Raw genomic sequence first — 26570 nt, forward strand, 5'->3', positions numbered from 1 at the left:
CTAGACCGGAACCGGCACCGAGACCAGCAACGACGAGAGCACACCCTCGGTGCTCACCCCGTCCAGCTCGGCCTCCGGCCGCAACTGCAAGCGATGCCGAAGTACTGCCATCGCCACGGTTTTCACGTCGTCGGGCGTCACGTAGGTGCGGCCGTTGAGCCAGGCGAAGGCGCGGGCGGCGGCCAGCAGCGCGGTCGCACCGCGGGTGGACGCGCCGTGCGCGACGGCGGGGGAGGAGCGGGTGGCACGGCACAGATCGACGATGTAGGCCAGCACCTCCGGGCTCACCGCCACCTCGCCCACCGCGGCGCGCGCGGCCGCGAGGTGCTCGGGCCCGGCGACCGGCCGCAGTCCGGCGGCACCGAGATCACGCGGATCGAAGCCGCTCGCATGCCGTTGCAGGATGCGGAACTCGTCGTCGCGCTCGGGCAGCCGGATGTCGACCTTGAACAGGAACCGGTCCAGCTGCGCCTCGGGCAGCGGATAGGTGCCCTCCTGCTCGATCGGGTTCTGGGTGGCCACCACCACGAACGGATCGGGCAGCGGACGCGGCTGACCGTCCACCGAAACCTGGCGCTCCTCCATCGATTCCAGCAGCGAGGACTGGGTTTTCGGTGGGGTGCGGTTGATTTCGTCGGCCAGCAGCAGATTGGTGAAGACCGGGCCCTTGCGGAAGGTGAACTCGGCCGAATGCGGGTCGTAGATCTGGGATCCGGTGACATCGCCCGGCATCAGGTCCGGGGTGAACTGCACGCGCGCGTGGTCGAGTGCCAGCGAGGTGGCCAGCGCGCGCACCAGCAGCGTCTTCGCCACGCCTGGAACACCTTCCAGCAGTACGTGGCCGCGGCACAGCAGTGCCAGCACCAGGTACAGCACCGCCTGATCGTTGCCGACCACCGCCTTGCCGATCTCGGTGCGCAGCGCGGCCAGAGCTGCCGCGGCTTCCTGTGCGCTCGGCGTCTGTAGCCGAACAGCGTCCTTGGAGATGTTTGTCATCCGAGCTCCGTCTCGATCCATTCGAGGTGTGCGGCAATGTCATGGAGGGTTGTCTCGTCCGGCACGTCACCGAACAGGATCGTGCCGATCTGCTGCGCGGGGACGCCGAGGCGGCTCGACACGGCTTCGACGAGTCGATCGTTGGTGAGCTCGCCGCCCAGCCGTGGCTTGATCCGGCGCAGCGTCGCGGCGCGCAAGATGTGCGCCACATGGGCTACGTCGCCGGAGCGCCGGTACAGCCCCGCCTGCCCCGCGAGGAGCTCGTTCGCGGCGACCTCGACCGGGCGCGGCTCGCCGGCCAGTGCGCCACGCCTGCGCGCGCGCCACCAGATCAGCGCGGCGAAGGCCAGCAGAAATTGCAGGCCGCCGAACGCCAGCCAGCCGGGTAGACGGGTGAAGATCGAGTCCTTGCCGCCACCGAAATCTAGGTCGCTGTCCTCGCGCGGCCGGTCGGGCGGATCCGGCGGGTCGGGCAGGACGGGGGTGTCCGGCGCGTTGGGGGCACCGCACGACTGCATGGTGGCGTAGAGCAGCAGCGCGAGGGCGAGGCAGGCGGCGAGCACTGCCCAGAAGCGGGGGTTGCGCAAGATCGCGGGCAGCGGGGGAAGTTTTCTGCGCTGCTTCGGTTCTCGTTCGACGACCTCGATCTCGAGCGGGTCGGGTACGGGCGGTGGCGCTGATCGGGAGTACCGGTCGGCGTATTCGAGGCGGCGGTACTCGTCCTCGGTGGCCGCGCGGCCGCCATAGACGACCTCGTCGAAACTCCTTGCCGCCGGGTGTAATTCGGTGGATTGCTCCAGCGGAAGTGCGGTGGTCGCGTCGTCGGCGGTCTCCTGCGCTGTGCGCGAGCGGCGCACCGGCAAGCTGCCGTCCTGTTCGAGTCCGCGCAGGACGGCGCGGAAGCGTTCGCGCAGTGCGCGGTCGTAATCGCGTCGACCGGCGGCATTCTCGGCGGCCGCGCGGTGTTCGGCGGCGGCACCGAGGCGAGGCCGCGGTGGGACACCATCGGGGGAGTCGGTCACCGGCGATCACCGGGGATTCTTATGTCCATACCTTCCCGGACGCACCGCCTGCTGATGTAGCAGAGCACGCGGCTGGTCGCCTCGACGATCTCGCTCACCGTCACCACCAGCAGAAACCCGCCGACGAGCAGTGTGATGACGGCCCAGCGGTGGGTGCCGGAGAAGTCGGAAAGGAAGAACGGAATACCGAACGCGGGCACCGCGAGTACGGCGAAGATGCACCGCTGGGTGAGCCACAGACCCCCGGTCGACCAGACGGCACCGTGCACGAGTTCCTTCGAACGGGCAACGCCCACACCGAAACCCGTGTGTTCGGCGATGATCACCGGTTCGGTGACGAACCGGCGCGACCGCACATGCGAGAGCCAGATCAGCGCGAGCGGATAGGTGATCACCAGAATGCTGCCGAGCAGCAGCACCCCGATGCCGGTGAGCGTGAACATGATCTGTGCCAGCAGCAGCGGCATCGCGCGCCGACTCGCGGCCCGCAACCCGTCGAGCACCCCGTACCGCACCCCGTGGAAATCGGCGAGCGCGATGGCGACGGTCGTACCGCGCAGGACAAGGCGCACCAGCCACATCGCTGCCGCGGTCGCCAGGATCACCGCCAACGCGGTGCCCGCGTCGGAGCCGTCGGTGAGGTGGGAAACCAGGCCGGTGAGCCCGAGCACAACGAGCACCGCGAGCACGAGCGCACCGCCGCCGAGCACCGCGAAGGCCCGGAGATGGGCCTGGATCAGGGCGAACGGCTCATCGAGCAATTCGCGGAAACGCAAGGGGCGGATCGGCACCGTAGGCGGCATTGGCGGCACCGGCGCAGGCACCGGTGCCGGATCGACTCCCGCCCCGACGGCGCCAACCGTTTCAACGGCGGTACGCACGGGCCGAGTGTAGTCAATCCCACCCGAACCGCCCGGTCGATGCGTCGTGCGCGTGGACTCGGCGCGATCCGCCCACTCCGCCCCGCCGCGTAGCCCCGACATCTCGCCACCTGCGTGCACAGCCTGGGCCGGGTGATCCTGATGTGTCGCCACCTGCGTGCACAGCCTGGGCCGGGTGATCCTGATGTGTCGCCACCTGCGTGCACAGCCTGGGCCGGGTGATCCTGATGTGTCGCCACCTGCGTGCACAGCCTGGGCCGGGTGATCCTGATGTGTCGCCACCTGCGTGCACAGCCTGGGCCGGGTGATCCTGATGTGTCACCACCTCTGTTAACAGCCTGGGCCGGGTGATCCTGATGTGTCTCTACCCGGAGGGGCCCGCCCCGATCTGGACTGACCGGAGGGTGCGACGAAGGAGTACCCGGAGGGAGGGAAGATCGGGGGCCCGAAGGGCCCCGACTCGAGCGCGTCAGCGCTCCAACAAACACAGCAAGGTCCACCGCTCCGGGCCCGGTTTTACCTGAGCAGCAAGGTCTACCGCTCCGGGCCCGGTTTTACCTGAGCAGCAAGGTCTACCGCTCCGGGCCCGGTTTTACCTGAGCAGCAAGGTCTACCGCTCCGGGCCCGGTTTTACCTGAGCAGCAAGGTCTACCGCTCCGGGCCCGGTTTTACCTGAGCAGCAAGGTCTACCGCTCCGGGCCCGGTTTTACCTGAGCAGCAAGGTCTACCGCTCCGGGCCCGGTTTTACCTGAGCAGCAAGGTCTACCGCTCCGGGCCCGGTTTTACCTGAGCAGCAAGGTCTACCGCTCCGGGCCCGGTTTTACCTGAGCAGCAACGTCCACCGCCCCGGACCCGGTAAACCTGACGCGTCCTTACCGAACCTCGGCGGACCGCCCAGCAGACGCCTCAGCCAGCTCCGACAGCCTCGGCAGCGCCACCTGCGTCGGCTTCAAACGCCCACGCAGCGTGAGGGTCTCGCCCAGAATCCAGTGCGCGGATTCGGAGTCCGCCGCAGCGGCAAGGGTCGTCGCCGAGGTGAGCAAGCGTTCGTCGTGCTGCTTGGACAGCTCACACAGCCGAGCGGCCTCGTTCACCGCATCGCCGATCACCGTGAATTCGTACCGATTGTGCGTGCCCACATTGCCCGCCACCACTCGCCCCGCCGCGACACCGATGCCCGCGTCGAGATCGGAGGCATCGCGCAGTCGACGCTGGATCGCCCGGCCGCACGACAGCGCCGAACCCGCCAGGTCGGGCAGGGGTGCCGGGGTGCCGAACACGGCCAGTGCCGCGTCGCCCTCGAACTTGTTGAGCAGCCCACCGTGGCGCTCCACCTCGTCGACGACGATGTCGAAGAACCGGTTGAGGATGCCGACGATCTCGGGCGCGGGCAGGGTGGCCGCCATCGTGGTCGAGCCGATGATGTCGATGAACAGGGCAGCCGCCTCGGTTTCGGTGCCGCCGAGCACCGGCTGGGAGGCGATCGCCGCGATCGCGACATCGTGGCCGACGTGCTTGCCGAACAGGTCCTCGATCATCGCCCGCTCGCGCAGCCCGTGCACCATCCGGTTGAAACCGCTTTGCAGTTCACCCAGTTCGGTGCCGTCGTAGAGGGTGATCTCGGCGTCGAGGTCGCCGTTCTCGACGCGGCGCAGCGCCTGGCGGACACCCTTGATCGGGGCCACCGTCGCGGCGACGACCTGGGCCATCAGGATCAACCCGAACAGCAGCGCCGAGCCGCCGAGGCTGAGCACGCACACCGCGAGCCTGGCCTTGCTCACCGCGGGGTCGGCCAGCGCCCAGATCGCGACCGTCATGGTCAGCGCCACCGGCACCCCGACGCCGACCAGCCATGACAGCATCGTCCGGCCGAACACCCCGATGCCGCGGCGACGTTGCGGGTCGGCGGCCAGCACGCGCGCGGTCACCGGGCGCAACGCGAATTCGATGATCAGGAAGCTATTGGCGCACACGACGATCGCCGCGGCACCGATCGCGAGGATGACCTTGGGAATCAGGGCGGGCTCGAGCACACCGTAGACGACGGTGAGCACGGTCAATGCCACGGTCCACAGCACGGCCTGCTGCAGCACCATCCAGCGTGGTGCCGACACGGTGACCCGCTGTTGCGCCGGCGTTGGTACGTGCTCGGGATCGGTGGCCCAGCGCATCGAGCGCAGTCCGGCCACGGTGCCCCACACGATGCCGCCGGCTAGTGCGAGCGCCGCGCACAGTGGCGTGAAAACGCTGTTTACCAGGAGCAATTGTCGGGTGAACATGGTCGGCCCCGGGAGTACGAAGCCGGCCAGCACCACGACCATCGCGATGCCGATCAGATTGGCGATGAGCAGCGGGACAGTGAGTAGCAACTGCACCCGAACGCGACGGATCGTCGATGCCTCCTCGACCGGTCCGAGCAGCGGTGAGCCCCAGGGCGCTGATCCCGCTCCGGCCGGTCGATCGCGGTTGATCACCACCGAACTGTAAACGCGCGGACCCGCCCTCAGGCGCGGAGTTGTCTAGGTCACTGCCCTGCTCGAGCGGCTATAACAACTGGTAGTCGCCGTTTTTGTGACCTCGCCCAGCTGGGCCGCGATGGCCGCGTCGAGTGCGCGCTGCACCTGCTGGGGGTCGCTGCCCGAAGCGTCGATGGTGGCTGAGCCGAGCTCGCCGACAGCGGGTCCTCACCTGCTGCCGGCGAACCGGTGCGATCAGCGGGCGGGCGGCAGCTGACGCCGATTGCCGGGGAGTTCATTGGCGGTGCCGCCGTGCAGCTCGCCGTAGCCGTCCGCCTCGGGCAGGCTGTTGCCCTGACCGGCGGGCAGCGCGGTGTAGCTCGGTGCCGACGGGTACTGGCGCGGGTCCGGGTGGAATCGGCTCGACGGTGCGTCGACCACGTTCGAGGCGATCTGCTGGGCGTAGGGCTGGGCGTAGGGCTGGGCGTAGGGCTGGTAGGGCTGCTGGTACTGCTGTTGCGGGTAGGCACCGGGCGGCAGGAAACCCTGCGCGGGCTGGCCCGCCAGCTGATATCCGGCGGGAACCTGCTGCTGCTGCTGCTGCTGCGCCGCGGAATCCTGCGAGTCGACGGTGACCTTGCGCGTGCGTCGCAGGGTGAACGTCACCTCTTCGACCTCTTCGAACGCCTGTCGCGCGGTACGCATCGGGTGGGTGGCCGAGTCGAAGGCGTTGGCGACGAAAGCCGGTACCAGCGGCCGGATCCAGCGGGCGGCGGTGTCGGTGAACGGCACCGTCCCGATGATCGGCAGTTCCAGTCCGCCACCGCTGGTCGGTGCCTGCGCGGGCGGCTGCTGCGTGGGCACCTGGTGTGCGGGGACGAGCGCCCCTGCGGTACCGGCGGGCAGTGCGTGCTGGACATAACCGGCGGGCAGCTGCGATGTCATGCTCGGCTCCAGAGACACGGAGTCGTCCTTTCGATGCGGCTCGGTGAACCCGAGCTCGAAGCCGCCGATCGCGGCAATGATCCTGGTGCGCTGACGTTCTCGATCAATCACGGTATCTGCTTCGATGGCCAGTTGCGCGGCGATGAGCTCGTGTTCGGCACGCAACGCGGCCGTCTCGGTGCGCACCTCGGCGCGTTTCACCGCGATGGCGGCGTCGGCTTCGCGCTGGGCCCGATCGGCCACCTCCGCGGCGTCGACCCGGCGGTCCAGCGAGGTTTCCCCGCGCCACCAGCGCAACAGCAGCGGCAGCAGGGCCACGGCGATCCCCGCGAGCAGAATGAGCAGTCGCAGCGCGGCGCCGCCCGCGTGCGAGGCGGTGTAGCTGTTCATGGCCAGCCAGCGGGCGCCGAGACCACGGTCACCCTCGGCGATCGCGCTGGTCCTTGCCGCGGCGAGCGTGGCGGACTCGGTGCGAACCCGCTGGTCGAGGCCCTCGATGCGGCCCTGCTCCGTGGCGAGCTGTTTGCGGGCGTCGTCGAGCATGTCGTTGGCGGTCTGGGTTTCCGGACCGCGACCTGGTACCCCGGTGATCCTGGTCTGTGGGCAGTCGGGGGTGGGGTTGTACTCGCACCGGGCGATCACCAGCGCGCGGTCGATATCGGCCTGCGCCTTGGCGATGCTCAGATCGAGCGCACCGCGGTCGGCGCCTGCCAGGTTGAACGATGTGCGGGCGGCGACCACCGCGGGCGCGTTCTCGGCACCCGTCTGGGCGCGCACATCCAGTTCGCGGTCGATCGTCGCGCCGAGCAGCACGGTGGCGGCGAGTTCGGCGACGAACACCCCCGCCAGCACCCCGACCCCGATCCGGGCCGCGACGCCGAACCGATCATCGCCTGCACCGGGACCAGTGGTGGCCAGCGCTCGGCCGAGCGCCCCCGCCGCGACCGTGATGACCAGCGCGAACAGCACCGCGCCCACAACGCTGACGGCGGCGGCGAGCAGCGCGGACAAGGCGACGAGACCGGCGACCACCGCGAACAGCGACACCGCGGCACCGGTGACGAGATAACGGCCCTGTTCATGGCTGAAAGCCAGGTCAGTGCCCGTTTCGGAGTCCCGGCGCCGGGGCGAGGCGAGGCCTCCGCCGAGCCAGGTGAGTAAGCCGGTCATGAGTTCTCCCCGGGTCGTGCGCTCCACTGGGCATGGCGAAACTGGCATGGATTCGTTGTGTCAGCGTGACAGGCCGGACACCGACACACCGAGTGGTGAGGCGCTGCTTGTGGTCAGCCTCACAGTAGAACCGGTCGGCCCATCGCGCTGACCGAGATATTTCCGTGCCGACCTCGGCGTGTCGTGCGCGGCGAGCCCCGCCTGTGCCCGATTTGTGTCGAACGACACTGCCAGAAGTTAGCCAGTGATGTGCTGTGGCGCACACTTCGCAATACAGACCGTACGGTCGGCTGGCTGGCGTGCTCGTGGGGGCCCGTGTCGGGAATATCTCACAGTCCCCAACCCCGGTTAGCGGAGGTGGGAGGTTTGGCCAGGTCATCAGCAGGGAAATCTGCTGCGGTGCAGGTGAGTTCAGCTTTCGGCCCCGGGCCGACGGCTGATTCGAGTCTGCTCGTCGACGGTGTTCACGCAGGTAGGCGCGGGTTGTCCGGGATCGATCCTGGCCCCGGTCTGCTTTACACTGGACGACGCGCGCGACGATGCAAGCAGCCGTTACAAACCCCAGCTAGACGGGTTACTTAGCACAACCTTAGTTGGTTGGGTCTGCGGTCTGACTTATCGTTTGCTCTTACGCCGAACGCACCCAGTTCGGCACAACCACCTGTTCGAGGTCCGGTGAAACCGGGCCAAGAGTAGCGGGTGAAACCCCGCGCAGAGGTAAGGGACAAGTAAGCATCCCGTTATCTCTGAGCACCCCAACTACGTCAACGCCGCAAACCATCACCGTCGCTGGTTTCGGATCGTACGGACGCAGTCTTGACGGAGGCGAAACGACGAAGGGCCCACGCTCAGCTTGCTGAGTGGCCGACATCGACAGCCGACTTTCTTGAAGGCAGAGGCATGACGCAACTTCCTGGCCACAGGTCACCCGGAGCCACCGGGCTCTACGATCCGGCATTCGAACACGACGCCTGCGGCGTCGCGTTCGTCGCCGACATGCACGGACGACGCAGTCGAGACATCGTCGACAAGGCCATCACGGCCCTCCTGAACCTGGAGCACCGCGGTGCTGCGGGTGCCGAGCCGAACTCCGGCGACGGCGCGGGCGTCCTGATCCAGCTCCCGGACAAGTTCTTCCGCGCGATCATCGCCGAAAGTGCCGCTCCCTTCGAGTTGCCGCCCGAAGGCTCTTACGCCTCCGGTATCGCCTTCCTGCCGCAGGCCCGCCGCGAAGCCGCGCGTGCCGCCTACGGCGTCGAGAAGATCGTCACCGAAGAGGGCCTTGCCGTGCTCGGCTGGCGCGAGGTGCCGATCGACGAGTCCTCGCTCGGCGCGCTGGCCCGTGACGCCATGCCGACCTTCCGGCAGATCTTCATCGGCTCGCCGAAGAACTCCGCCGAGCAGCTCTCGGGCATGGACCTGGAGCGTCGCGCCTACGTGATCCGCAAGCGGATCGAGCACGAGCTCGGCCAGGCAGGCCCCGGTGAGGGCACCGTCGGCAAGGAATCTGTGTACTTCCCGAGCCTGTCCGGCCAGACCTTCATCTACAAGGGCATGTTCACCACGCCCCAGCTGCGTGCGTTCTACCTGGACCTGCAGGACGAGCGCGTCGAGTCGGCCATCGGCATCGTGCACTCGCGCTTCTCCACCAACACCTTCCCCTCGTGGCCGCTGGCGCACCCGTTCCGCCGGGTGGCCCACAACGGTGAGATCAACACCGTCACCGGTAACGAGAACTGGATGCGCGCCCGTGAGGCGCTGCTGCGTAGCGACGTGTTCGGCAAGGACGAAGCGGGCAAGGACCGTCTGCAGAAGATCTTCCCCGTCTGCACCCCCGGCGCCTCCGACACCGCGCGCTTCGACGAGGTGCTCGAACTGCTGCACCTGGGCGGTCGCGAACTGCACCACGCCATCATGATGATGATTCCCGAGGCGTGGGAGCGCAACGAGAACCTCGACCCCGACCGGCGCGCGTTCTACGAGTACCACTCGATGCTGATGGAGCCGTGGGACGGCCCGGCGGCGGTGTGCTTCTCCGACGGCACCAAGATCGGCGCCGTGCTCGACCGCAACGGTCTGCGCCCCGGTCGCATCTGGGTCACCGAAGACGGTCTGGTCGTGCTGGCCTCCGAGGTCGGCGTGCTCGACATCGATCCGTCGACCGTGGTCCAGAAGATCCGCCTGCAGCCGGGCAAGATGTTCCTGGTCGACACCGAAAAGGGCCGCATCGTCACCGACGAAGAGGTCAAGTCGGAACTGGCCTCGGCGCAGCCGTACCAGCAGTGGCTCGACGAGGGCGTCAGCCGCCTCGCCGACCTGCCCGACCGCCCGCACGTGCACATGTCGCACGACCGCGTACTGATCCGTCAGCAGATCTTCGGCTACACCACCGAGGACCTGAACCTGCTGATCACGCCGATGGCCAAGACCGGCGGCGAGGCGCTGGGCTCGATGGGTACCGATACGCCGATCGCGGTGCTGTCGAACCGGTCGCGTCTGCTGTTCGACTACTTCTCGCAGCTGTTCGCGCAGGTCACCAACCCGCCGCTCGACGCCATCCGCGAGAAGGTCGTCACCAGCCTCAAGCGCAACCTCGGCCCCGAGGCCGACCTGCTGCACCCCGGCCCGGATTCCTGTCGGATGATCGCGCTCGAACAGCCGATTCTGGACAACGACGAGCTGGCCAAGCTCGTCCACATCAACGACGACGGCAGCCAGCCGGGCCTGCGCTCGGTGGTCGTGCGTGGTCTGTACCCGGTCGCCGAAGGCGGCGAGGGTCTGCGCAAGGCCCTGGCAGCCATCAACACCCAGGTCTCGGCCGCCATCGACGGCGGCGCGCGCACCATCGTGCTGTCGGACCGTGAGTCCAACGAGAAGCTGGCGCCGATCCCGTCGCTGCTGCTCACCTCGTCTGTGCACCACCACCTGGTGCGCGAGCGGACCCGCACCATGGTCGGCCTGGTCGTGGAGGCCGGTGACGCCCGCGAGGTGCACCACATGGCCCTGCTGATCGGTTTCGGCGCCGCCGCGATCAACCCGTACATGGCCTTCGAGACCATCGAGGACATGCTCGAGCGCGGCTCGCTGCAGATGCCGGGCAGCACCGGCGACCACGCCGCCGACTTCCGCAAGGCCGTCGCGAACTACTGCACCGCGGGCAGCAACGGCGTGCTCAAGGTGATGTCGAAGATGGGCATCTCCACCCTCGCCTCCTACAACGGCGCCCAGCTGTACCAGGTCATCGGCCTGGCCCAGGACCTGGTCGACGAGTACTTCACCGGTCTGCGCTCCCCGCTGGGCGGCATCGGTCTCGACGAGATCGCCGAAGAGGTGGCCATCCGCCACCGCGTCGCGTTCCTGGAGAACCGCAACGAGCGCGCGCACCGCGAGCTCGAGGTCGGTGGCGAGTACCAGTGGCGTCGTGAGGGCGAATACCACCTGTTCAACCCGGACACGGTGTTCAAGCTCCAGCACGCGACCCGCACCGGCCAGTACTCGATCTTCAAGGAGTACACCAAGCTGGTCGACGATCAGTCCGAGCGCTTGGCGGCGCTGCGTGGCCTGTTCAAGTTCAAGTCGGATCAGCGCGCCTCGATCTCCATCGACGAGGTCGAGTCGGCCGCCGAGATCGTGAAGCGTTTCTCGACCGGTGCGATGAGCTACGGCTCCATCTCCGCCGAGGCGCACGAGACCCTCGCGATCGCGATGAACCGCATCGGTGCCCGCTCGAACTCCGGTGAGGGCGGCGAGAGCCCCGCTCGCTTCGAGGTCGAGGACAACGGCGACTGGCGTCGTTCGGCGATCAAGCAGGTCGCGTCGGGTCGCTTCGGCGTCACCGCGCACTACCTGACCAACGCCACCGATATCCAGATCAAGATGGCCCAGGGTGCCAAGCCGGGCGAGGGTGGCCAGCTGCCCGCGCACAAGGTGTACCCGTGGGTCGCCGAGGTGCGCCACTCCACGCCGGGCGTTGGTCTCATCTCGCCGCCGCCGCACCACGACATCTACTCGATCGAGGATCTCGCCCAGCTGATCCACGATCTGAAGAACGCGAACCCGCAGGCTCGGATTCACGTGAAACTTGTCGCGGAGCCGGGTGTCGGCACCGTCGCCACCGGTGTGTCCAAGGCACACGCCGACGTCGTGCTCATCTCGGGCCACGACGGCGGCACCGGTGCTTCGCCGCTGACCTCGCTCAAGCACGCGGGTGGACCCTGGGAGCTCGGCCTGGCCGAGACCCAGCAGACCCTGCTGCTCAACGGCCTGCGCGACCGCATCGTCGTCCAGGTCGACGGTCAGATGAAGACCGGCCGCGACGTGATGATCGCCGCCCTGCTCGGCGCCGAGGAGTTCGGTTTCGCGACCGCGCCCCTGGTGGTCTCGGGTTGCATCATGATGCGCGTGTGCCACCTCGACACCTGTCCGGTGGGTATCGCCACCCAGAACCCGGTGCTGCGCGAGCGCTTCGCCGGCAAGCCGGAATTCGTCGAGAACTTCATGATGTTCATCGCCGAGGAGGTGCGTGAGCTGCTCGCCGAGCTGGGCTTCCGCACCCTCGACGAGGCCATCGGCCGGGTCGACCTGCTCGACACCGCCAAGGCCAAGCAGCACTACAAGGCCGCCAAACTGGACCTGTCGCCGATCCTGGACATGCCGGAGACGGCGTTCATGAACCAGAACACCCGGTGCACCACCACCCAGGACCACGGTCTGGACAAGGCGCTCGACAACGAGCTGATCGCGCAGAGCGCCCCCGCGCTCGAGCGTGGCCAGGCGGTCAAGATCGAAACCAAGATCACCAACGTGAACCGCACGGTCGGCACCATGCTCGGCCACGAGGTGACCAAGCTCTATGGTGGCGCGGGCCTGCCCGACGACACCATCGACATCACCTTCACCGGTTCGGCGGGCAACAGCTTCGGCGCGTTCGTCCCGGCCGGCATCACGCTGCGGGTGCACGGTGACGCCAACGACTACGTCGGCAAGGGTCTGTCGGGTGGCCGCATCGTGGTCCGCCCGTCGGTTTCCGCACCGGAAGCCTTTGTCGCCGAAGACAACATCATCGCGGGCAACGTGATCATGTTCGGCGCCACCAGCGGTCGCATCCTGATCAACGGTGTCGCGGGCGAGCGCTTCGGCGTGCGTAACTCCGGCGCCACCGCGGTCGTCGAGGGTGTGGGCGACCACGCGCTCGAGTACATGACCGGTGGCCGCGTGGTCATCCTCGGTGACACCGGCCGCAACCTCGGTGCCGGTATGTCCGGTGGCGTCGCCTACTTCTACGACCCGGAGGGCAAGCTGCCCGGTCGGGTCAACCCGGATCAGGTCGACGCGATCGAGCAGCTCGCCGGTGACGACTTCACCTGGTTGCGCGACATCATCGCGACCCACCGTGACGAAACGGGATCGGCTGTGGCCGAACGCATCCTGAGCGACTGGTCCCAGCAGGTGAACCACTTCGTGAAGGTCATGCCCCGCGAATACAAGAAGGTTCTACTCGCCATCTCCGAGGCCGAGAAGGCCGGCAAGGATGTCGATACCGCAATTATGGAGGCGGCTCGTGGCTGACCCACAGGGATTTTTGAAGCACACCTCGAGGGAAACCCCGGCCCGTCGTCCGGTCGAGCTGCGTCTGCTCGACTGGAAAGAGGTCTACGAGGAGAAGAAGTTCTCCCAGGACACCTTGAAGAACCAGGCCAGCCGCTGCATGGACTGCGGAATTCCCTTCTGCCACCAGGGTTGTCCGCTCGGGAACCTGATTCCCGAATGGAACGACCTGGTCTACAAGGGTGCGTGGCGCGACGGCATCGACCGCCTGCACGCCACCAACAACTTCCCGGAGTTCACCGGCCGCCTGTGCCCGGCTCCGTGTGAGGCGTCCTGCGTGCTCGGCATCAACCAGCAGCCGGTCACGATCAAGCAGGTCGAGGTCGAGCTCGTCGAGAACGCCTTCGACGAGGGCTGGGTCACCCCGGTGTATCCCACTCGCCTGACCGGCAAGAAGATCGCCGTCGTCGGCTCGGGTCCGGCCGGTCTCGCCGCCGCCCAGCAGCTCACTCGCGCCGGTCACACTGTGACCGTGTTCGAGCGTGACGACCGCATCGGCGGCCTGATGCGCTACGGCATCCCGGAATTCAAGATGGAGAAGTCGGTCATCGACCGTCGTCTGGCCCAGATGGAAGCCGAAGGCACCATCTTCAAGGCCGGCGTCAATGTCGGTGTCGACATCACCGCCGAGCAGCTGCGTGAGCGATACGATGCGATCGTGCTGGCCGGTGGCGCCACCATCGCCCGCGACCTGCCGATCCCCGGGCGCGAGCTCGACGGCATCCACCAGGCGATGGAGTTCCTGCCGCTGTCGAACCGGGTGCAGCTCGGTGACGACATCGCCGACTCCGACGGCCTGCCGCCGATCCACGCCAAGGGCAAGAAGGTCATCATCATCGGTGGTGGCGACACCGGCGCCGACTGCCTCGGCACCTCGCACCGCCACGGCGCCGAGTCGGTGCACCAGTTCGAGATCATGCCGCGTCCTCCCGAGGAGCGCGCGGGCTCGACCCCGTGGCCGACCTACCCGCTCATGTACCGGGTCGCCTCGGCACACGAAGAGGGCGGCGAACGTCTGTTCTCGGTGAACACCGAGCGTTTCGTCGGCAAGGACGGCAAGGTCACCGGCCTCGACGCCCATGAGGTCAAGATGGCCAACGGCCGCTTCGAGAAGGTCGAGGGCACCGACTTCACCCTCGAAGCCGACCTGGTTCTGCTGGCCATGGGCTTCGTCGGCCCGCAGAAGCCGGGCCTGCTCACCGATCTCGGCGTCGGCTACGACGGTCGCGGCAACGTCCAGCGCGACAAGAGCTGGGCCACCAACATCCCCGGCGTCTTCGTCGCCGGTGACATGGGCCGTGGCCAGTCCCTGATCGTCTGGGCCATCGCCGAGGGCCGCGCCGCCGCGTCGGCCGTCGACAAGTACCTCGAGGGCGAGACCGCGCTCCCCGCGCCGATCCCCCCGACAGCTGTCGCCCAGCGCTGATCGCTGAACGAACAAGGCGCCCGCAGGCTTTCGAGCCCGCGGGCGCCTTCTTGTGCTGGTCGCCGAACTCGCTCGCACGCAGAATCAACGGACGAACGTCTAGGATCGCGTGTGACAGGGGGCATCGATGGGAGTTCGGTGGGGGCGTGCCGTCGTGGTATCGCTCGTGCTCGCAGGGCTTTTCGGCCTCGGCTGCTACCGGTTGTATGTCTGGCGGAACGCTCCGAGCGAGGCGAGGCAGCTCGCCGAAGCAGCGTCGGTCGAGCGTTTCACGCTAGCCGGTGTCGTCGATGAATCCCGTGGGGACAACCCGTCTGCCGCGGTTGCCTTCTTCATCGGCCCGCCGCCGGAGTCAGGTGTACTGGCAGCTGTCGCGGTGCCGACGATCCCGTCGGCTCGGATTGCCGTCGAGCCCGCCGCACCAGACGTGACTCCGTCGCGGACGTGGGTTGTGCTGGCGCGCGGTCACCGCGCGGATGGCTGCGGAGTTTCCGTAGTTCTTGATACGAAACCGCTGGTGCGCCAGTCTGTTCTGCGGAGCAAAAACCTCGCAGATGTTCTGACGGCCGAGCAACGTGCGGCGGTGCAGTCCGGCTCCATGCTGGTCGTAGAGGTGCGCGTCGACGGGTGTGGATGGTGAGGGTGTCCAACCGCAAGCGCGTGATCGTCGTCGCTGACATCATCATCACCGCTGTGTTGTCCTTCGTCGCAATCTGCCTTTCACTGGTGTCGATGCTCACCGTCGTACTGCTGGCCGACATTCTCGACAGGTGCAGCGTTCACCCGAGCTGTTCCGCTGACCGAGCCCTCGGCTTCACCATCCTGATCGGCGGCACGATCTCGGGCGCGGTGACCGGAATTGTCATCTCGGCGAGGGCGTGGATCGCCTGCCGCCCCATGGTTCCTGGCGCGTTGGTGGGCATCGCGCTGATGGCGACAGCGTGGGTGTGGTCCATCCCGATCGCAGGTGGATGAGTATGCGCTCCACTCGACAACGGGACTTCGGCCCCCATCCCATTGCTGTAGTCGATCGCTGACGACCGAGCGGATCTTTGTCATTCCCCCCACACACGCCGCAGTCGCCGCGAATCCGGCCGCCCTGCCGGATACCTGCGGGTTTGCGGGAAATATGCGTAAGGGGTGAACGGGTAAGGGGTGCAAGGTGTTCGGTACGTCGGGAAACGGCGTGGCTGATCTCCCGTGCAGCACATAGACTTTCCGTATCGAGGTGTACGGGAGATCCGAGGGGGAGCTGTGCCGTTGCCGCCGGAAGCGTTGGCGAACCTGCGCCACGCCGCAGAGCGTGGTGACGGTACCGCCATGCACAATCTCGCCCACTTCTACCACGACCACAGCGATTTCGAGGCTGCCGAGCACTGGTTCCGGCGCGCTGCCGCCGCGGGACATACGCGGTCGATGAACAACCTCGCCGTGCTGCTCGATCAGTTCGGTGAACTCGACGAGGCCGAATCCTGGTACCGCCGTGCGGCCGCCGCGGGCAACTGCAACGCGATGTTCAACCTGGCCACCATGCTCTACCAGTGTGGCGACCGCCGCGATGCCGAAACCTGGTACCACCACGCCGCCATAGCGGGCCACGTCGACGCCATGTACAACCTCGCCCGGCTGTTCGAGGACCAGCACCGCCTCGACGACGCCGAAGCCTGGTACGGCGAGGCCGCCGACCACGGCGACATCGACGCCGTCAACAATCTCGGCATCCTGCTGCGCCGCCGCGGCGCCACCACCGAGGCCCGCCGCTGCTTCCGCCGCGCGGCCGACCTCGGCCACCCACGTGCCATGGCCAACCTCGCGGCCCTGCTGGAATCCCAAGGCGCCCACCGCGAAGCGGAATCCTGGTACCGCCGCGCCGCCGGCTGATCACACCTGTCGAACCGCTCCGCGGGGCAAGCCTCCGCCCGACACCGGGACAGGCAAACACCGTATGTCTCTACCCAAAGGGGCCCGCCCCGATCTGGACTGACCGGAGGGTGCGACGAAGGAGTGCCCGGAGGGAGGGAAGATCGGGGCCTCCGGGGCCCCGCTCGAGCGCGCCAGCGCTCCAAAAATACAGCGAGGTCTGCGAAGAAGCCGTTTCCGATGTTCGCGCGATGATCGCTGGCCGGTGAAATAGGCGAGTGATCACCTGTTATAGCGGTATACAGCGAACGGGCGCCGAAGTTACTGAAAAGTATTGATACCGAGCGGTTTTCCAGCAACCATCAGCAAACATATTGGGCGGCAGCAATTTTCCGGCGTTCAAGATGCGAAGGTTAGCGGAGGGGTATAGCGTCTCGTTTCGATCAGTAGTCGATGACGGTCGGGGGCTCGGTGAATTCTCTTGATGGGTGTCTCAAACGCATCATGGATATTCCCGGGGCGCGCAGTGTGACGCTCGTGGACGGGGCGAGCGGGTTGGCTGTCGCCAATGCCGGGGAGCATCAGGGCGTCGACGAACACGAGGACGCGGCGGGAACCACCGATGTGGTGCGGGCCGCGCTCGGGTGCTCGGCATTGGGGCGTGCCGATGACGACCTCACCGAGATCGTGGTGTGCCGGACCAGCGGGTTTCACCTCCTACACCTGGTCGACGGCGACTTCGACGGCAGATTGTTCATGCATGTCGTATTCGACGGCGGCACAGGAAATCTCGGCATGGCGCGCTATCAGCTCAGGTCGGCACTGGCAGAACTGACGGGCGGGGATCGATGAGTGTCGCGCTCGCCGATGAATTGCATCGGCTCGGCGAAGAAGGTTCGACCGGAGTATTACGCGCGGGCGATGGCGAATTCCATTTGGTCCGTGGCACTATCGCCTCGGTCGGTTGCGGGCGCACGATCGGACTCGACCGGCTGGTGGTCGAAGCGGGCCTGGCTTCGGCGGAGGATTGGCGCCGCGCGGGCGCGGGCGACCCGGGGCAGTTGCTGGATCAACCGCGACTGGAAACCCTTGCGCTGCTGTCGGTGTTCGACGCTGCCTACTTTTTGCTGGCCTCCGCCGGCGAGCCGGAATTCCGCCCGACACCCGAACATTGGCTTGCCCCGGTCTGCCACATCGCCCCGCGCGCACTTGTCCACGAATGCGAACGCCGCAACGACAACGACTACGGTCCATGGACGGCCGACCTCGTCACGATGGTCCCGGTGGTACCGGCCCGCCGCATCAAGCGAAACCAGGTGGTACTCACCGGAAGTCAGGCCGAAGTCCTGGCAGCCGCCGATACCCGCCGCAGCATCGCCGACATCGCGCGCGAATTGGGCCGCACCACCTACGGCTGCCTCGTCGCTGTCCGCGACCTGACCACAGCGGGCCTGATCGAAGCACCGGAGCCCGTCCGGACCGAACAACCACAGCGCGGGCGCCACCTCGCCCTCGCGCCGGACCCGGCCGGCCACCGAACCTCGACACTGTCGACAACATCCGTGCCCGCGCTGCCCAAACGCATTCCCGGCAGCGCGGGACCGACCCGTCTCCAGCAGGAGACGGGTGCACGACAGGGCAGGCACGCGATCGACGAGGAAGCGACCGCGACCGCCCGGCACCGCGGAACCAAGGCAGGCACAGCCGAACCCGAACGCTGGCAACCCCTCGACCGCGAAACACTCATCCGGCTCAGGGCGGCGTTGGAGGAGCTTGCGTGACCGTGCGGAAGAAACTGCTCGGTGAATGGAGGGGAAGGTTGACCAAGGTGGCGATGACCGCACCCGAACCCAGGGTGCCCGAACACTATCCGGCTGTGCTCGGCGAACTGAAGTCGTTGCGCGAGCGGCTACCTCAGCTCACGGGGTCACTGGTGGCGTCCAGCGACGGACTGCTGATCGAACACGACCTGCCCGCTCATCTGGAACCCGCGGGCATGGCCGCGCTGTCGGCCGCGCAGTTGTCGCTGTCGTACCGGCTGGCGAACACCGCGCACGGCGGCGGTTTCAGCGAGGTCGTCGTGCACGGAACCGAGGGGCAGGTGGTGATCTACGCCGCAGGCTACACCTCGCTGACCGTGCTCGCCGGACCCGAAGTGAATGTCGGTCGGCTCCATCTGGAGTCGCGACCGGTAGCTCGCGCCATCGCCGGCCATCTGGCGGCGGCGCACTCGCCTGGGAACGACCAGGTGAAGATCGACGAATGAAAGGCACGACATGTCGAATATGGATCTGGCTCTGAAGGACATGATGGTGATCGACGGCGCGGTCGGCGCCGCGATCGTCGACTACAGCAGCGGGATGGCGCTCGGAATGCTCAGCAGCACCAAGGCGCTCGACCTGCAGGTCGCCGCGGCGGGCAACACCGAGGTGGTGCGGGCGAAGATGCGGACCATCGAGCAGCTCGGCCTCAACGAGGACATCGAGGACATCCTCATCACCCTCGGGACGCAGTACCACTTGATCCGCCCGATGACGGGGCGCAAGTCCAAAGGGCTGTTCCTCTACCTCGCCCTCGATCGCGGCCGGGCCAATCTGGCGCTGGCGCGGCACAAGCTCAAGGGCATCGAAGAAGACCTGGAGGTGTGAGTTTCGCGAGCGAACAGTCACCAGATCGAGAGGTCGTGTGGCATGGGATGGCTCGGACGCCTATTGTGATTCGCGGCGAGGTCTGGGGCCACAACGTCCGTAATCGGGGTTGCTCTCACATCGACGAGCAAGGGTGAACTGGAGCGGTATGCAGTTGAAGAAGGTTGTCGCGGCTCTGGGAGCGTCCGCGGCGATGATGTCCGGAATTGTTGTCGGCAGCACGAGCGCGAACGCGGCGCCCGCCTGCCCGAGTCTGTACGTGGTCGCCATTCCAGGCACCTGGGAAACCGGCCACGAGAAGGACCCTGGACCCGGCATGCTCGCCGGTGTCACCAACGGTCTACCGAGAAACACCGATGTCGACTACGTCACCTATGCCGCCACCGCGTTCCCCTGGGAGGGCGATGTCTACGGCAACTCCAAGAAGCAGGCGGTCGACGCCGCCCGCGGCCTGATCAGCGCCAAGCTTGCCTCCTGCGGCAACACCAGGGCCGCCATCGTCGGCTACAGCCAGGGTGCCGACGCCGCAGGCGATCTGGCCGCCGAGATCGGCACGGGCATCAGCCCGATCCCGCAGGACCGGATCGCCGCCGTCGGCCTCATCTCCGATCCGCGCCGTTCGCCGACCGATATCCAGGTCGGCCCGTTCGCCGCGGGCGCCGGTGCCGGTGGTGCTCGGCCGGGTGGGTTCGGTTGGCTGAGCGACCGCACGCGCACCGTCTGCGCGGTCGAGGATCTGTACTGCGCGACCGCCACCGACGACTTCGTGACCCGGTTCGCGGGGTTCCTGGCCCAGAGTTCGGATGCGAACCCGGCCAACCTGTGGCGCTACCAGCTCGAGGCAGGCGCGATCGTGAACGACCTGATGTCGCTCGGTGGTATCCCGACGCTGGGGGCGCAGCTGACCGACGCGGCCAACCAGAAGCGGGCCAAGGATCTGGAGCAGTTCTACCGCTCGCAGGCGCACACCCTGTACGGCAGTTACTCGGTGGGTGGCGGGCAGACCGCCATCTCCTGGATGCACAACTGGATCGCTCAGCAGGCCTGAGTCGTTCGGTGAGGGCCCGGTATCGCTTCGGCGGTGCCGGGCTCTCTGTTTGTTGGCGCGCTGGCGCGCGCGTGTCCGCGGCCCTGAGGGGCCGCCGGTTAGGCGCCGCGGAATCGCTCCTTCGTCGCATCTCCGCGGCGCCTAACCGGCGACCCGGCCGCGGACCGGCCACTTCGTGGCCGTCCCTCCCCAGGGGTCGGGAGTGCGGGGCTGGGGGTGCGGTCATGGCGGACCTGGGGTGTGGTTGGGGGTGTGGGTGCGGCGGACCTGGGGTGTGGGGTGTGGTTGGGGGTGTGGGTGCGGCGGACCTGGGGTGTGGGGTGTGGTTGGGGGTGTGGGTGCGGCGGATTTGGGGTGTGGGGTGTGGCTGTTCGTGCGGTAAGGCTGGGGCATTGGGGTGCACGAGTGTGGTCGTGGCGGAGCTAGGGTGTGGTTCGCGACAGCGATCTCGGGAGCAGGTTCCAGACGTGGCCGTTTTCGTTGATGGTGGCGGCTGTGCGGGTGCCGGTGCGGGAATACAGGATTCGGGTGATCGAGCAGTAGTCGATGGGGAAGGTGAGCGGGCGGGGGAGGGCGAGGATGTCGGCCAGGAGGACATTGATGACGCCGCCGTGGGCGAAGGCTACGACGGTGTCCGCGGGTGCGGTGGTGGCTACGAGATTCTCGACCGCGGCCAGTACTCGGGCGGTGAAGGCCGGGCCGTCGATCTGGTCGGGGAGGTGGCCTGCTTTGATGCGGGCGTAGGCGTCGGCGAACTCGGTTTTCGCGTCCTCGATGGGGATGTAGGCGGGGAGGTCGCGGTCGTACTCGGCCAGGTCGTCGATGATGTCGACGGGCAGGTCGCGGGCGGTCGCGGTGGGGAGTGCGGTGTCGCGGGCGCGGCGCTGGGGGCTGCTGACTACGCGGGTGATGTCGTGGGCGGCGAGCGCGGCGGGGACGCGGTCGGCTTGGAGTCTGCCGATCTCGGTGAGGCCGGGGTCCGCGGCGGCGGTGTCACCGACTACGCGTTCGGGTTGGGCATGACGCACGAGTATCAGCTGCACGCCCACACACTCTGCCGTATCCGCAACAGCGGGAACAGCCCGGTCGTGGAGAGCTACACGTTCGCTCGAGGACTCGCGGGATGGCTCGTCGAAGGGTATCGCCGCGAGTCCTCGGTCAGGTCAGGACTGGCCGTAAGGCGGCTGGCCGTAAGGCGGCTGACCACCCTGCGGGCCGTTGAACGGCGGCTGACCACCGTTGTGCGGCGGCTGGTCGCCCTTCTTCTTGTTCTTGAGCAGGTAGATGCCGCCGACGATCAGCACCACGATGACCAGGCAGCAGATGCCGCCGATGATCAGGAAAGTGCTGTTCTTCTTTTTCTTCTTCGCCGCGAGTTCCATCGCGGTGTTGACAGCGTCCGAACTCGCCAGGGTGTCGAAGCTGCTGGTGAGCATGTGCGGATCGACGAGCGCGGCCGTGGTCAGCAAGTCCAGATACATGTAATCCCCATCCGATGTGTTGGTTGCCCGACATCCTCCCGGTGCCGCAACTCCGAGACTAGCGGTCTCGCTGCGGCTTTCGGTCCCGTTTTCACCGCGGTTTCACCAACGGGAACGGCAGTGTCTCGCGGATGCTGCGTCCGGTGATCAGCATGACCACCCGGTCCACCCCCATCCCGAGGCCACCGGTGGGCGGCATCGCGTGTTCGAGTGCGGTCAGGAAGTCCTCGTCGAGTTCCATCGCCTCCGGGTCGCCGCCCGCGGCCAGCATCGACTGCTCGGTGAGTCTGCGCCGCTGTTCCACCGGGTCGGTGAGTTCGCTGTAGGCAGTACCCAATTCGACGCCCCAGGCCACCAGATCCCAGCGCTCGGTCACCCCGTCGATGCTGCGGTGCGAGCGGGTGAGCGGCGAGACCGAGGTGGGGAAGTCCAGGTAGAAGGTGGGGTAGGTGGTCTGCGATTCCACCAGGTGCTCATACATTTCCAGCACCACCTGGCCCGCGTCCCAGCCGTGCTGGTAGGCCACGCCCGCCTCGTCGCACAGCTCGCGCAGCCGGGTCAGCTCGGTGCGCGCGGTCACCTCGGAGCCGATCGCCTCGGAGACCGCGCCGTGCACGGTCTTGACCCGCCACTCGCCCGAGATGTCGACGGTGTCGTAGCCGCCGTCGTCGTTGGGGCGCAACGCCACCTCGGCCCCGTTGGCGGCCATCGCCGCGTGCTGGATCAGCCGACGGCACAGGTGCATCATCTGCAGGTAATCGCTGTGCGCCTCATAGGCTTCCAGGATCGTGAACTCGGGATTGTGGCTGAAGTCGACGCCTTCGTTGCGGAAGGTCCGGCCGATCTCGAACACCTTCTCCATGCCACCGACGCACAGCCGTTTGAGGTACAGCTCGGGGGCGATGCGCAGGTAGAGGTCGAGATCGTAGGCGTTGATGTGGGTGCGGAACGGGGTCGCGTTGGCGCCGCCGTGCACCTGTTGCAGGATCGGCGTCTCCACCTCGAGAAAACCCCAGACGAACAGGGAATCGCGCAGCGAATGCAGTACCGCGCTGCGCTTGGCCATCACCTCGCGGGCCTCGGGATTGATCGCCATGTCCACATAGCGCTGCCGGACCTTGGCCTCCTGATCGGCCAGGCCACGCCACTTGTCGGGCAGCGGGTGCAGGCACTTGCCGTTCATCCGCCAGTCCTGCGCGAGCAGCGAGAGCTCACCCTTGCGGCTGGTGCCGATCTGCCCGCTCACCTCGATGAGATCGCCGAGATCGAAGAATTCGGTGAACTCGTTGCTGCGATCGGCGCCGACCCGCTCGCGATCGATCACCAACTGGATCTCGCCGGTCCAATCGCGCACCAACGCGAAGATCACGCCACCGTAGTCGCGAATCCGCAAGAGCCTGCCCGCGATGCGCACCGTGGTGCCCTTGGGGCAGCGCCGCGCCTCGGCGATGTCGTGGGTCGGCGGATAGGCCACGGGATAGGGGTCGATGCCGGCCGCGGTGAGCCGGTCGAGTTTGTCCAGCCGCACTCGCACCTGCTCCGGCCTGCGCGGACCCTGCTCGGCGTCGTCGGTCTCCGGTGTGTCCGGCGCGCTGCCGTCGGCGTGCAGGCCGGTGACGGTCGCGGGGACGGCCGCCCTCGTGCCGGTGTGCACGCCCGCGTCGGGCGCCTTGCCGATGCGCGGCAGGAAACCTTCGGCCAGCCCGCTCGCCGTCGCCACCCGCGGCAGCTGCCTGCGTTCCTCGAACAGGAAGAATCGCGGCACCCAGCGCGGGTGGTACTTCACATTCGACCGGTACAGCGCCTCGAGCTGCCACCAGCGCGAGAAGAACAGCAGCACACCGCGCCAGGCCCGCAGGATCGGACCGGCACCGATCCGGCCACCCTCCTCGAACACCGAACGGAACACCGCGAAGTTCAGCGACACCTTGGTGATGCCGTACTGGTCGGAGTTCAGGGCGAGCTGCGAGATCATCAGCTCCATCACGCCGTTCGGGCTCTGTGGGTCGCGGCGCATCAGCTCCAGCGAGACGCCGGTGCGGCCCCACGGGACAAGTGAGAGCATGGCGTGCACGCGGTCATCGTGGTCGACGGCCTCGACGAGCAGGCAGTCACCGTCGAGTGGATCACCAAGGCGGCCCAGCGCCATCGAGAAGCCGCGCTCGGTCTCGGTGTCGCGCCAGGCATCCGCGCGGGCGACGATCTCGGTGAACTCGGCGGCGGGGATGTCGCGGTGCCTGCGCACCCGCACGCCGAAACCGTTCTTGCGCAACCGGTTCGCGGCCTGGCGAACCTGCTTCATCTCCGGGCCCGCCAGCGAGAACGTGCGGGTGTCGAGGATCGCCTCGTCGCCGAGCCGCAGCGCCGACAGTCCCGCCTTGCGGTACGCGGTGGCACCGACCTCGCTCGCGCCCATCACCGCGGGCTGCCAGCCGAACCGGTCGGCCAGTTCCAGCCACGCCTGAATTGCCTGCGGCCAGGCCTGTTTCGGGCCGATCGGATCGCCACTGGCCAGGCACACACCCAACTCGACGCGATAGGTGATCCCCGCCTTGCCGTTCGGCGCGAACACCACCGCCTTGTCGCGGCGGGTCGCGAAGTAGCCGAGCGAGTCCTCCACATCGCTGCTCGCCAGCAGCCCGCGGAGGGCCGACTCGTCCAGACCGGTCATCGCGTTGTCGGCGCGTTGCGAGCGCAGCAGCACGATCACCGCGGCCAGCAGCGCGATCGCGCCGAACAGACCGAGCAGGAAGTTCACCCAGGCCCGCGGATGCCCGTCGAAGTGCTCGTTGTTCACCAGCACGGCCGCGGTGACCCGAAACACCGCCCACAGCGGACGCTGCACGCCCGCGGGCAGCGAACCGGGGAACAGCTCGACCAGTCCCCAGCCGAGCAGGCAGCCGAGCGCGAACCCCGACACCAGCACGCCGAGCGCCTTCCACAGCGCGCCGGGCCGCACCCGGGTGTAGAACTCCTGACGCGCGGCCAGCAGTATCCCGATGACCACCGCGTGCACGATGAAGGCGACCAGCGCGTCGACATCGTCTTCGCCGAAGAACTCCAGGATGTTCGCCACCGCGTACAGCAGCAGATACCCGACCAGCAGCCACCAGGCGATCCGCTTGCGGGCCGCGGTCGCCCCGGCGAGCAAGCCGACCACCAGCGCCCACACGAGGCTGGTGTCGGGGGCGTCGAAATAGTAGGTGTCGACATAGTGGCGCGGCGCCTGCGTGAGGATCCGCAGGCTGGGCGAGAGGCTCCACAGGAACAACAGCACCGCGAACACCCCGAGGATCAATCCGGCGATGTGCGGTACCTCGGACAACCTGCCGTGCGCGCGATGGGGCACCGGCGTGCGGTCCTCGACGGTCGGGTGCTGCTCGGCCTGTGTGGGAGTCACCGATCCAGTGTGCGTCCAAACGAGCCGGATCCATACCGGGGTGACTGCGGCGTGTTCGTCACCGCAGGCAACGCCGGGGCCGGTGGTGACCGGTTTCGCGCCACGGGGTAAGTATTAGCGCATGTCGGAACCAGTTGATGTGCCGATCGATGACGTTGTCATCCGGCTCGGGCAATTCCTGAAACTGGCCAACCTGATCGATTCGGGTTCCGAGGCCAAGACGGTGATCGCGCAGGGTTTGGTGCGCGTCAACGACGAAGTGGAGTTACGCCGGGGTCGGCAGCTAGAGATCGGCGATGTGGTTGTTCTCGCGGGGAACAAGGTGCGGGTGTCCGGGAGTTAGTAGTGTTTATTGGCGCGCTGGCGCGCGCGTGTCCGCGGCCCTGAGGGGCCGCCGGTTAGGCGCCGCGGAATCGCTCCTTCGTCGCATCTCCGCGGCGCCTAACCGGCGACCCGGCCGCGGACCGGCCACTTCGTGGCCGCCGCTCCCTATGGGTCGCTGGTGCGGGGCTGGTAGTGCGGTCATGGCGGAGCTGGGGTTGACGGTGTGGCTGGTAGTGCGGTTATGGGGCTGGGTTCAGTCTTCGGCGCGCACTACTACGCCGTCGGAGTCGCTGTAGAGCATCTCGCCTGGGACGAAGGTGATGCCGCCGAATTCGACAGGGACGTCTTGCTCGCCGGTGCCGGTTTGGGTGCTCTTGCGCGGGTTGGTGCCCAGCGCCTTCACCCCGATGTCGAGGGTGCGCAGGATCGCGGAGTCACGCACAGCGCCGTTGACGATCACGCCGGCCCAGCCGTTGTCCACGCCACGCCCGGCGATGATGTCGCCGACCAGTGCGGTGTGCACACTCGCGCCGCCGTCGACGACGAGCACCTTGCCCTCGCCCGGCCCGCTCAGGGTCTGCTTGACCAGCAGGTTGTCCTGGAAGCAGCGGATCGTGGTGATCCGGCCCGCGAATTCGGCGCGGCCGCCGAACTGGATGAACTGCGTATCGCAGCTACGGATCTCGGGGCCGATCTCGTCGGCCAGATCGGCGGTGGCCACAACATTCGCTGATTCGGTCATGATCAGATTGTGTCAGGCCCGCCCGTGGCGCTGCTCGTAGGCGGTGCGCTGGGTGAACGTCGCCGGTGCCGCGCCGCTCATGTCAGGCCTGCTGTTCGCGGTAGGTCTTCTCGATCTCGCGGATGAGGGCGTCGGTGGTGTGCTTGACAGCGATCTTCACGAACGGCTCGATGGTCTTGCCGAGCATCTTGCCCGCGATGCCGCCACCGACGGAGAAGTCGATGAGCGCGTCGACCGTGCAGGTGTCCGCGCCCGTTGGGATGAACTTGAAGGTCGAGACGATCTCGATGCCCTTGATCGACTTGGTGGCGATCAACCGGCCCTCTTCCCAGCCGACGACCTCGATGCGGGAGGTCAGCGACGCGGGGCCCAGTTTCATCTTCCCGTCGAACTTCGCGCCGACGCCATCGGTCTGCGCGGTGACAGGCGTGAAGGATTCGATGCCGTACCAGAACTTCGGCAGATTGCGGTAGTCGTTGATGAACGCGAACGCCGCCTCGGCGGGCGCGGCGCCGTTCTCAACAATCCTCACTTCGGTCATGGGGCCAGCCTAATCGGTGCCTA

The 26570-nt window shown here is 67.4% G+C and carries 21 protein-coding genes; 11 read left to right on the forward strand and 10 right to left on the reverse strand.

The window, feature by feature from the left end; all coding sequences use genetic code 11:
* The 5 genes from ACTWPB_RS00185 to ACTWPB_RS00205 all read right to left on the reverse strand — a co-directional run bounded on the left by ACTWPB_RS00185 (nt 1) and on the right by ACTWPB_RS00205 (nt 7470).
* Complete coding sequence (locus ACTWPB_RS00185) at nt 1-996, reverse strand: AAA family ATPase (protein ID WP_446223735.1); 996 nt, start codon at nt 994-996, stop codon at nt 1-3.
* A complete protein-coding gene (locus tag ACTWPB_RS00190) occupies nt 993-2018 on the reverse strand; it encodes a DUF4129 domain-containing protein (RefSeq protein ID WP_446223736.1) in 1026 nt (341 codons plus the stop codon). The genes ACTWPB_RS00185 and ACTWPB_RS00190 overlap by 4 nt, the downstream gene beginning before the upstream one ends.
* Nucleotides 2015-2899, reverse strand: coding sequence for a hypothetical protein (locus tag ACTWPB_RS00195; protein ID WP_446223737.1), 885 nt, complete (start codon nt 2897-2899; stop codon nt 2015-2017). The genes ACTWPB_RS00190 and ACTWPB_RS00195 overlap by 4 nt, the downstream gene beginning before the upstream one ends.
* A gap of 872 nt (nt 2900-3771) precedes the next feature.
* Nucleotides 3772-5373 (reverse strand): adenylate/guanylate cyclase domain-containing protein, encoded by a 1602-nt coding sequence (locus tag ACTWPB_RS00200; protein ID WP_446223738.1) that lies wholly within the window; start codon nt 5371-5373, stop codon nt 3772-3774.
* Nucleotides 5374-5610: 237 nt separating this feature from the next.
* Nucleotides 5611-7470 (reverse strand): DUF4407 domain-containing protein, encoded by a 1860-nt coding sequence (locus ACTWPB_RS00205; protein WP_446223739.1) that lies wholly within the window; start codon nt 7468-7470, stop codon nt 5611-5613.
* 900 nt (nt 7471-8370) lie between these two features.
* Here ACTWPB_RS00205 and gltB point away from each other — a divergent pair.
* From gltB to ACTWPB_RS00255, 10 genes are all read left to right on the forward strand, one after another.
* On the forward strand, nt 8371-13038 hold the full coding sequence (gene gltB / locus ACTWPB_RS00210; protein WP_446223740.1) for a glutamate synthase large subunit: 4668 nt from the start codon (nt 8371-8373) through the stop codon (nt 13036-13038).
* Nucleotides 13031-14503 carry a glutamate synthase subunit beta gene (locus ACTWPB_RS00215; protein ID WP_446223741.1) on the forward strand — a complete coding sequence of 491 codons (1473 nt, stop codon included), beginning with the start codon at nt 13031-13033 and terminating at the stop codon, nt 14501-14503. Before gltB ends, ACTWPB_RS00215 begins: the two co-directional genes overlap by 8 nt.
* Nucleotides 14504-14630: 127 nt before the next feature.
* Nucleotides 14631-15143 (forward strand): hypothetical protein, encoded by a 513-nt coding sequence (locus ACTWPB_RS00220; protein WP_446223742.1) that lies wholly within the window; start codon nt 14631-14633, stop codon nt 15141-15143.
* A gap of 2 nt (nt 15144-15145) precedes the next feature.
* Nucleotides 15146-15478, forward strand: coding sequence for a hypothetical protein (locus ACTWPB_RS00225; RefSeq protein ID WP_446223743.1), 333 nt, complete (start codon nt 15146-15148; stop codon nt 15476-15478).
* A gap of 279 nt (nt 15479-15757) precedes the next feature.
* Nucleotides 15758-16384, forward strand: a complete 627-nt coding sequence (locus ACTWPB_RS00230) for a tetratricopeptide repeat protein (protein WP_446223744.1) — start codon at nt 15758-15760, stop codon at nt 16382-16384.
* Between the two features lie 483 nt (nt 16385-16867).
* Nucleotides 16868-17215 (forward strand): hypothetical protein, encoded by a 348-nt coding sequence (locus ACTWPB_RS00235; RefSeq protein ID WP_446223745.1) that lies wholly within the window; start codon nt 16868-16870, stop codon nt 17213-17215.
* Complete coding sequence (locus ACTWPB_RS00240; RefSeq protein ID WP_446223746.1) at nt 17212-18144, forward strand: hypothetical protein; 933 nt, start codon at nt 17212-17214, stop codon at nt 18142-18144. Before ACTWPB_RS00235 ends, ACTWPB_RS00240 begins: the two co-directional genes overlap by 4 nt.
* Complete coding sequence (locus ACTWPB_RS00245) at nt 18141-18629, forward strand: roadblock/LC7 domain-containing protein (RefSeq protein ID WP_446223747.1); 489 nt, start codon at nt 18141-18143, stop codon at nt 18627-18629. The genes ACTWPB_RS00240 and ACTWPB_RS00245 overlap by 4 nt, the downstream gene beginning before the upstream one ends.
* A gap of 10 nt (nt 18630-18639) precedes the next feature.
* Nucleotides 18640-19011: a hypothetical protein gene (locus ACTWPB_RS00250; protein ID WP_378914985.1), complete on the forward strand. Its 372-nt coding sequence runs from the start codon at nt 18640-18642 to the stop codon at nt 19009-19011.
* 148 nt (nt 19012-19159) lie between these two features.
* Nucleotides 19160-20059: a cutinase family protein gene (locus ACTWPB_RS00255; RefSeq protein WP_446223748.1), complete on the forward strand. Its 900-nt coding sequence runs from the start codon at nt 19160-19162 to the stop codon at nt 20057-20059.
* A 422-nt stretch (nt 20060-20481) separates the two neighbouring features.
* Here the strand turns inward: ACTWPB_RS00255 and ACTWPB_RS00260 are convergent, their stop codons facing one another.
* The 3 genes from ACTWPB_RS00260 to lysX all read right to left on the reverse strand — a co-directional run bounded on the left by ACTWPB_RS00260 (nt 20482) and on the right by lysX (nt 24940).
* The gene (locus ACTWPB_RS00260) at nt 20482-21102 is read right to left on the reverse strand and encodes a histidine phosphatase family protein (RefSeq protein ID WP_446223749.1); all 621 of its coding nucleotides are present in this window, start codon (nt 21100-21102) and stop codon (nt 20482-20484) included.
* Between the two features lie 120 nt (nt 21103-21222).
* Nucleotides 21223-21540, reverse strand: a complete 318-nt coding sequence (locus ACTWPB_RS00265) for a hypothetical protein (RefSeq protein WP_446223750.1) — start codon at nt 21538-21540, stop codon at nt 21223-21225.
* Nucleotides 21541-21631: 91 nt separating this feature from the next.
* Nucleotides 21632-24940 (reverse strand): bifunctional lysylphosphatidylglycerol synthetase/lysine--tRNA ligase LysX, encoded by a 3309-nt coding sequence (gene lysX, locus ACTWPB_RS00270; RefSeq protein WP_446223751.1) that lies wholly within the window; start codon nt 24938-24940, stop codon nt 21632-21634.
* A gap of 121 nt (nt 24941-25061) precedes the next feature.
* On the opposite strand from lysX, the gene ACTWPB_RS00275 reads away from it, so the two are divergent.
* Nucleotides 25062-25283, forward strand: coding sequence for an RNA-binding S4 domain-containing protein (locus tag ACTWPB_RS00275; RefSeq protein WP_446223752.1), 222 nt, complete (start codon nt 25062-25064; stop codon nt 25281-25283).
* 234 nt (nt 25284-25517) lie between these two features.
* On the opposite strand, the gene rraA is transcribed toward ACTWPB_RS00275, so the two are convergent.
* The gene (gene rraA, locus ACTWPB_RS00280; RefSeq protein ID WP_446223753.1) at nt 25518-26006 is read right to left on the reverse strand and encodes a ribonuclease E activity regulator RraA; all 489 of its coding nucleotides are present in this window, start codon (nt 26004-26006) and stop codon (nt 25518-25520) included.
* An 82-nt stretch (nt 26007-26088) separates the two neighbouring features.
* A complete protein-coding gene (locus ACTWPB_RS00285; RefSeq protein ID WP_446223754.1) occupies nt 26089-26547 on the reverse strand; it encodes an SRPBCC family protein in 459 nt (152 codons plus the stop codon).
* Between the last annotated feature and the right edge of the window lie 23 nt (nt 26548-26570).

Source organism: Nocardia sp. IBHARD005, from assembly GCF_052814245.1.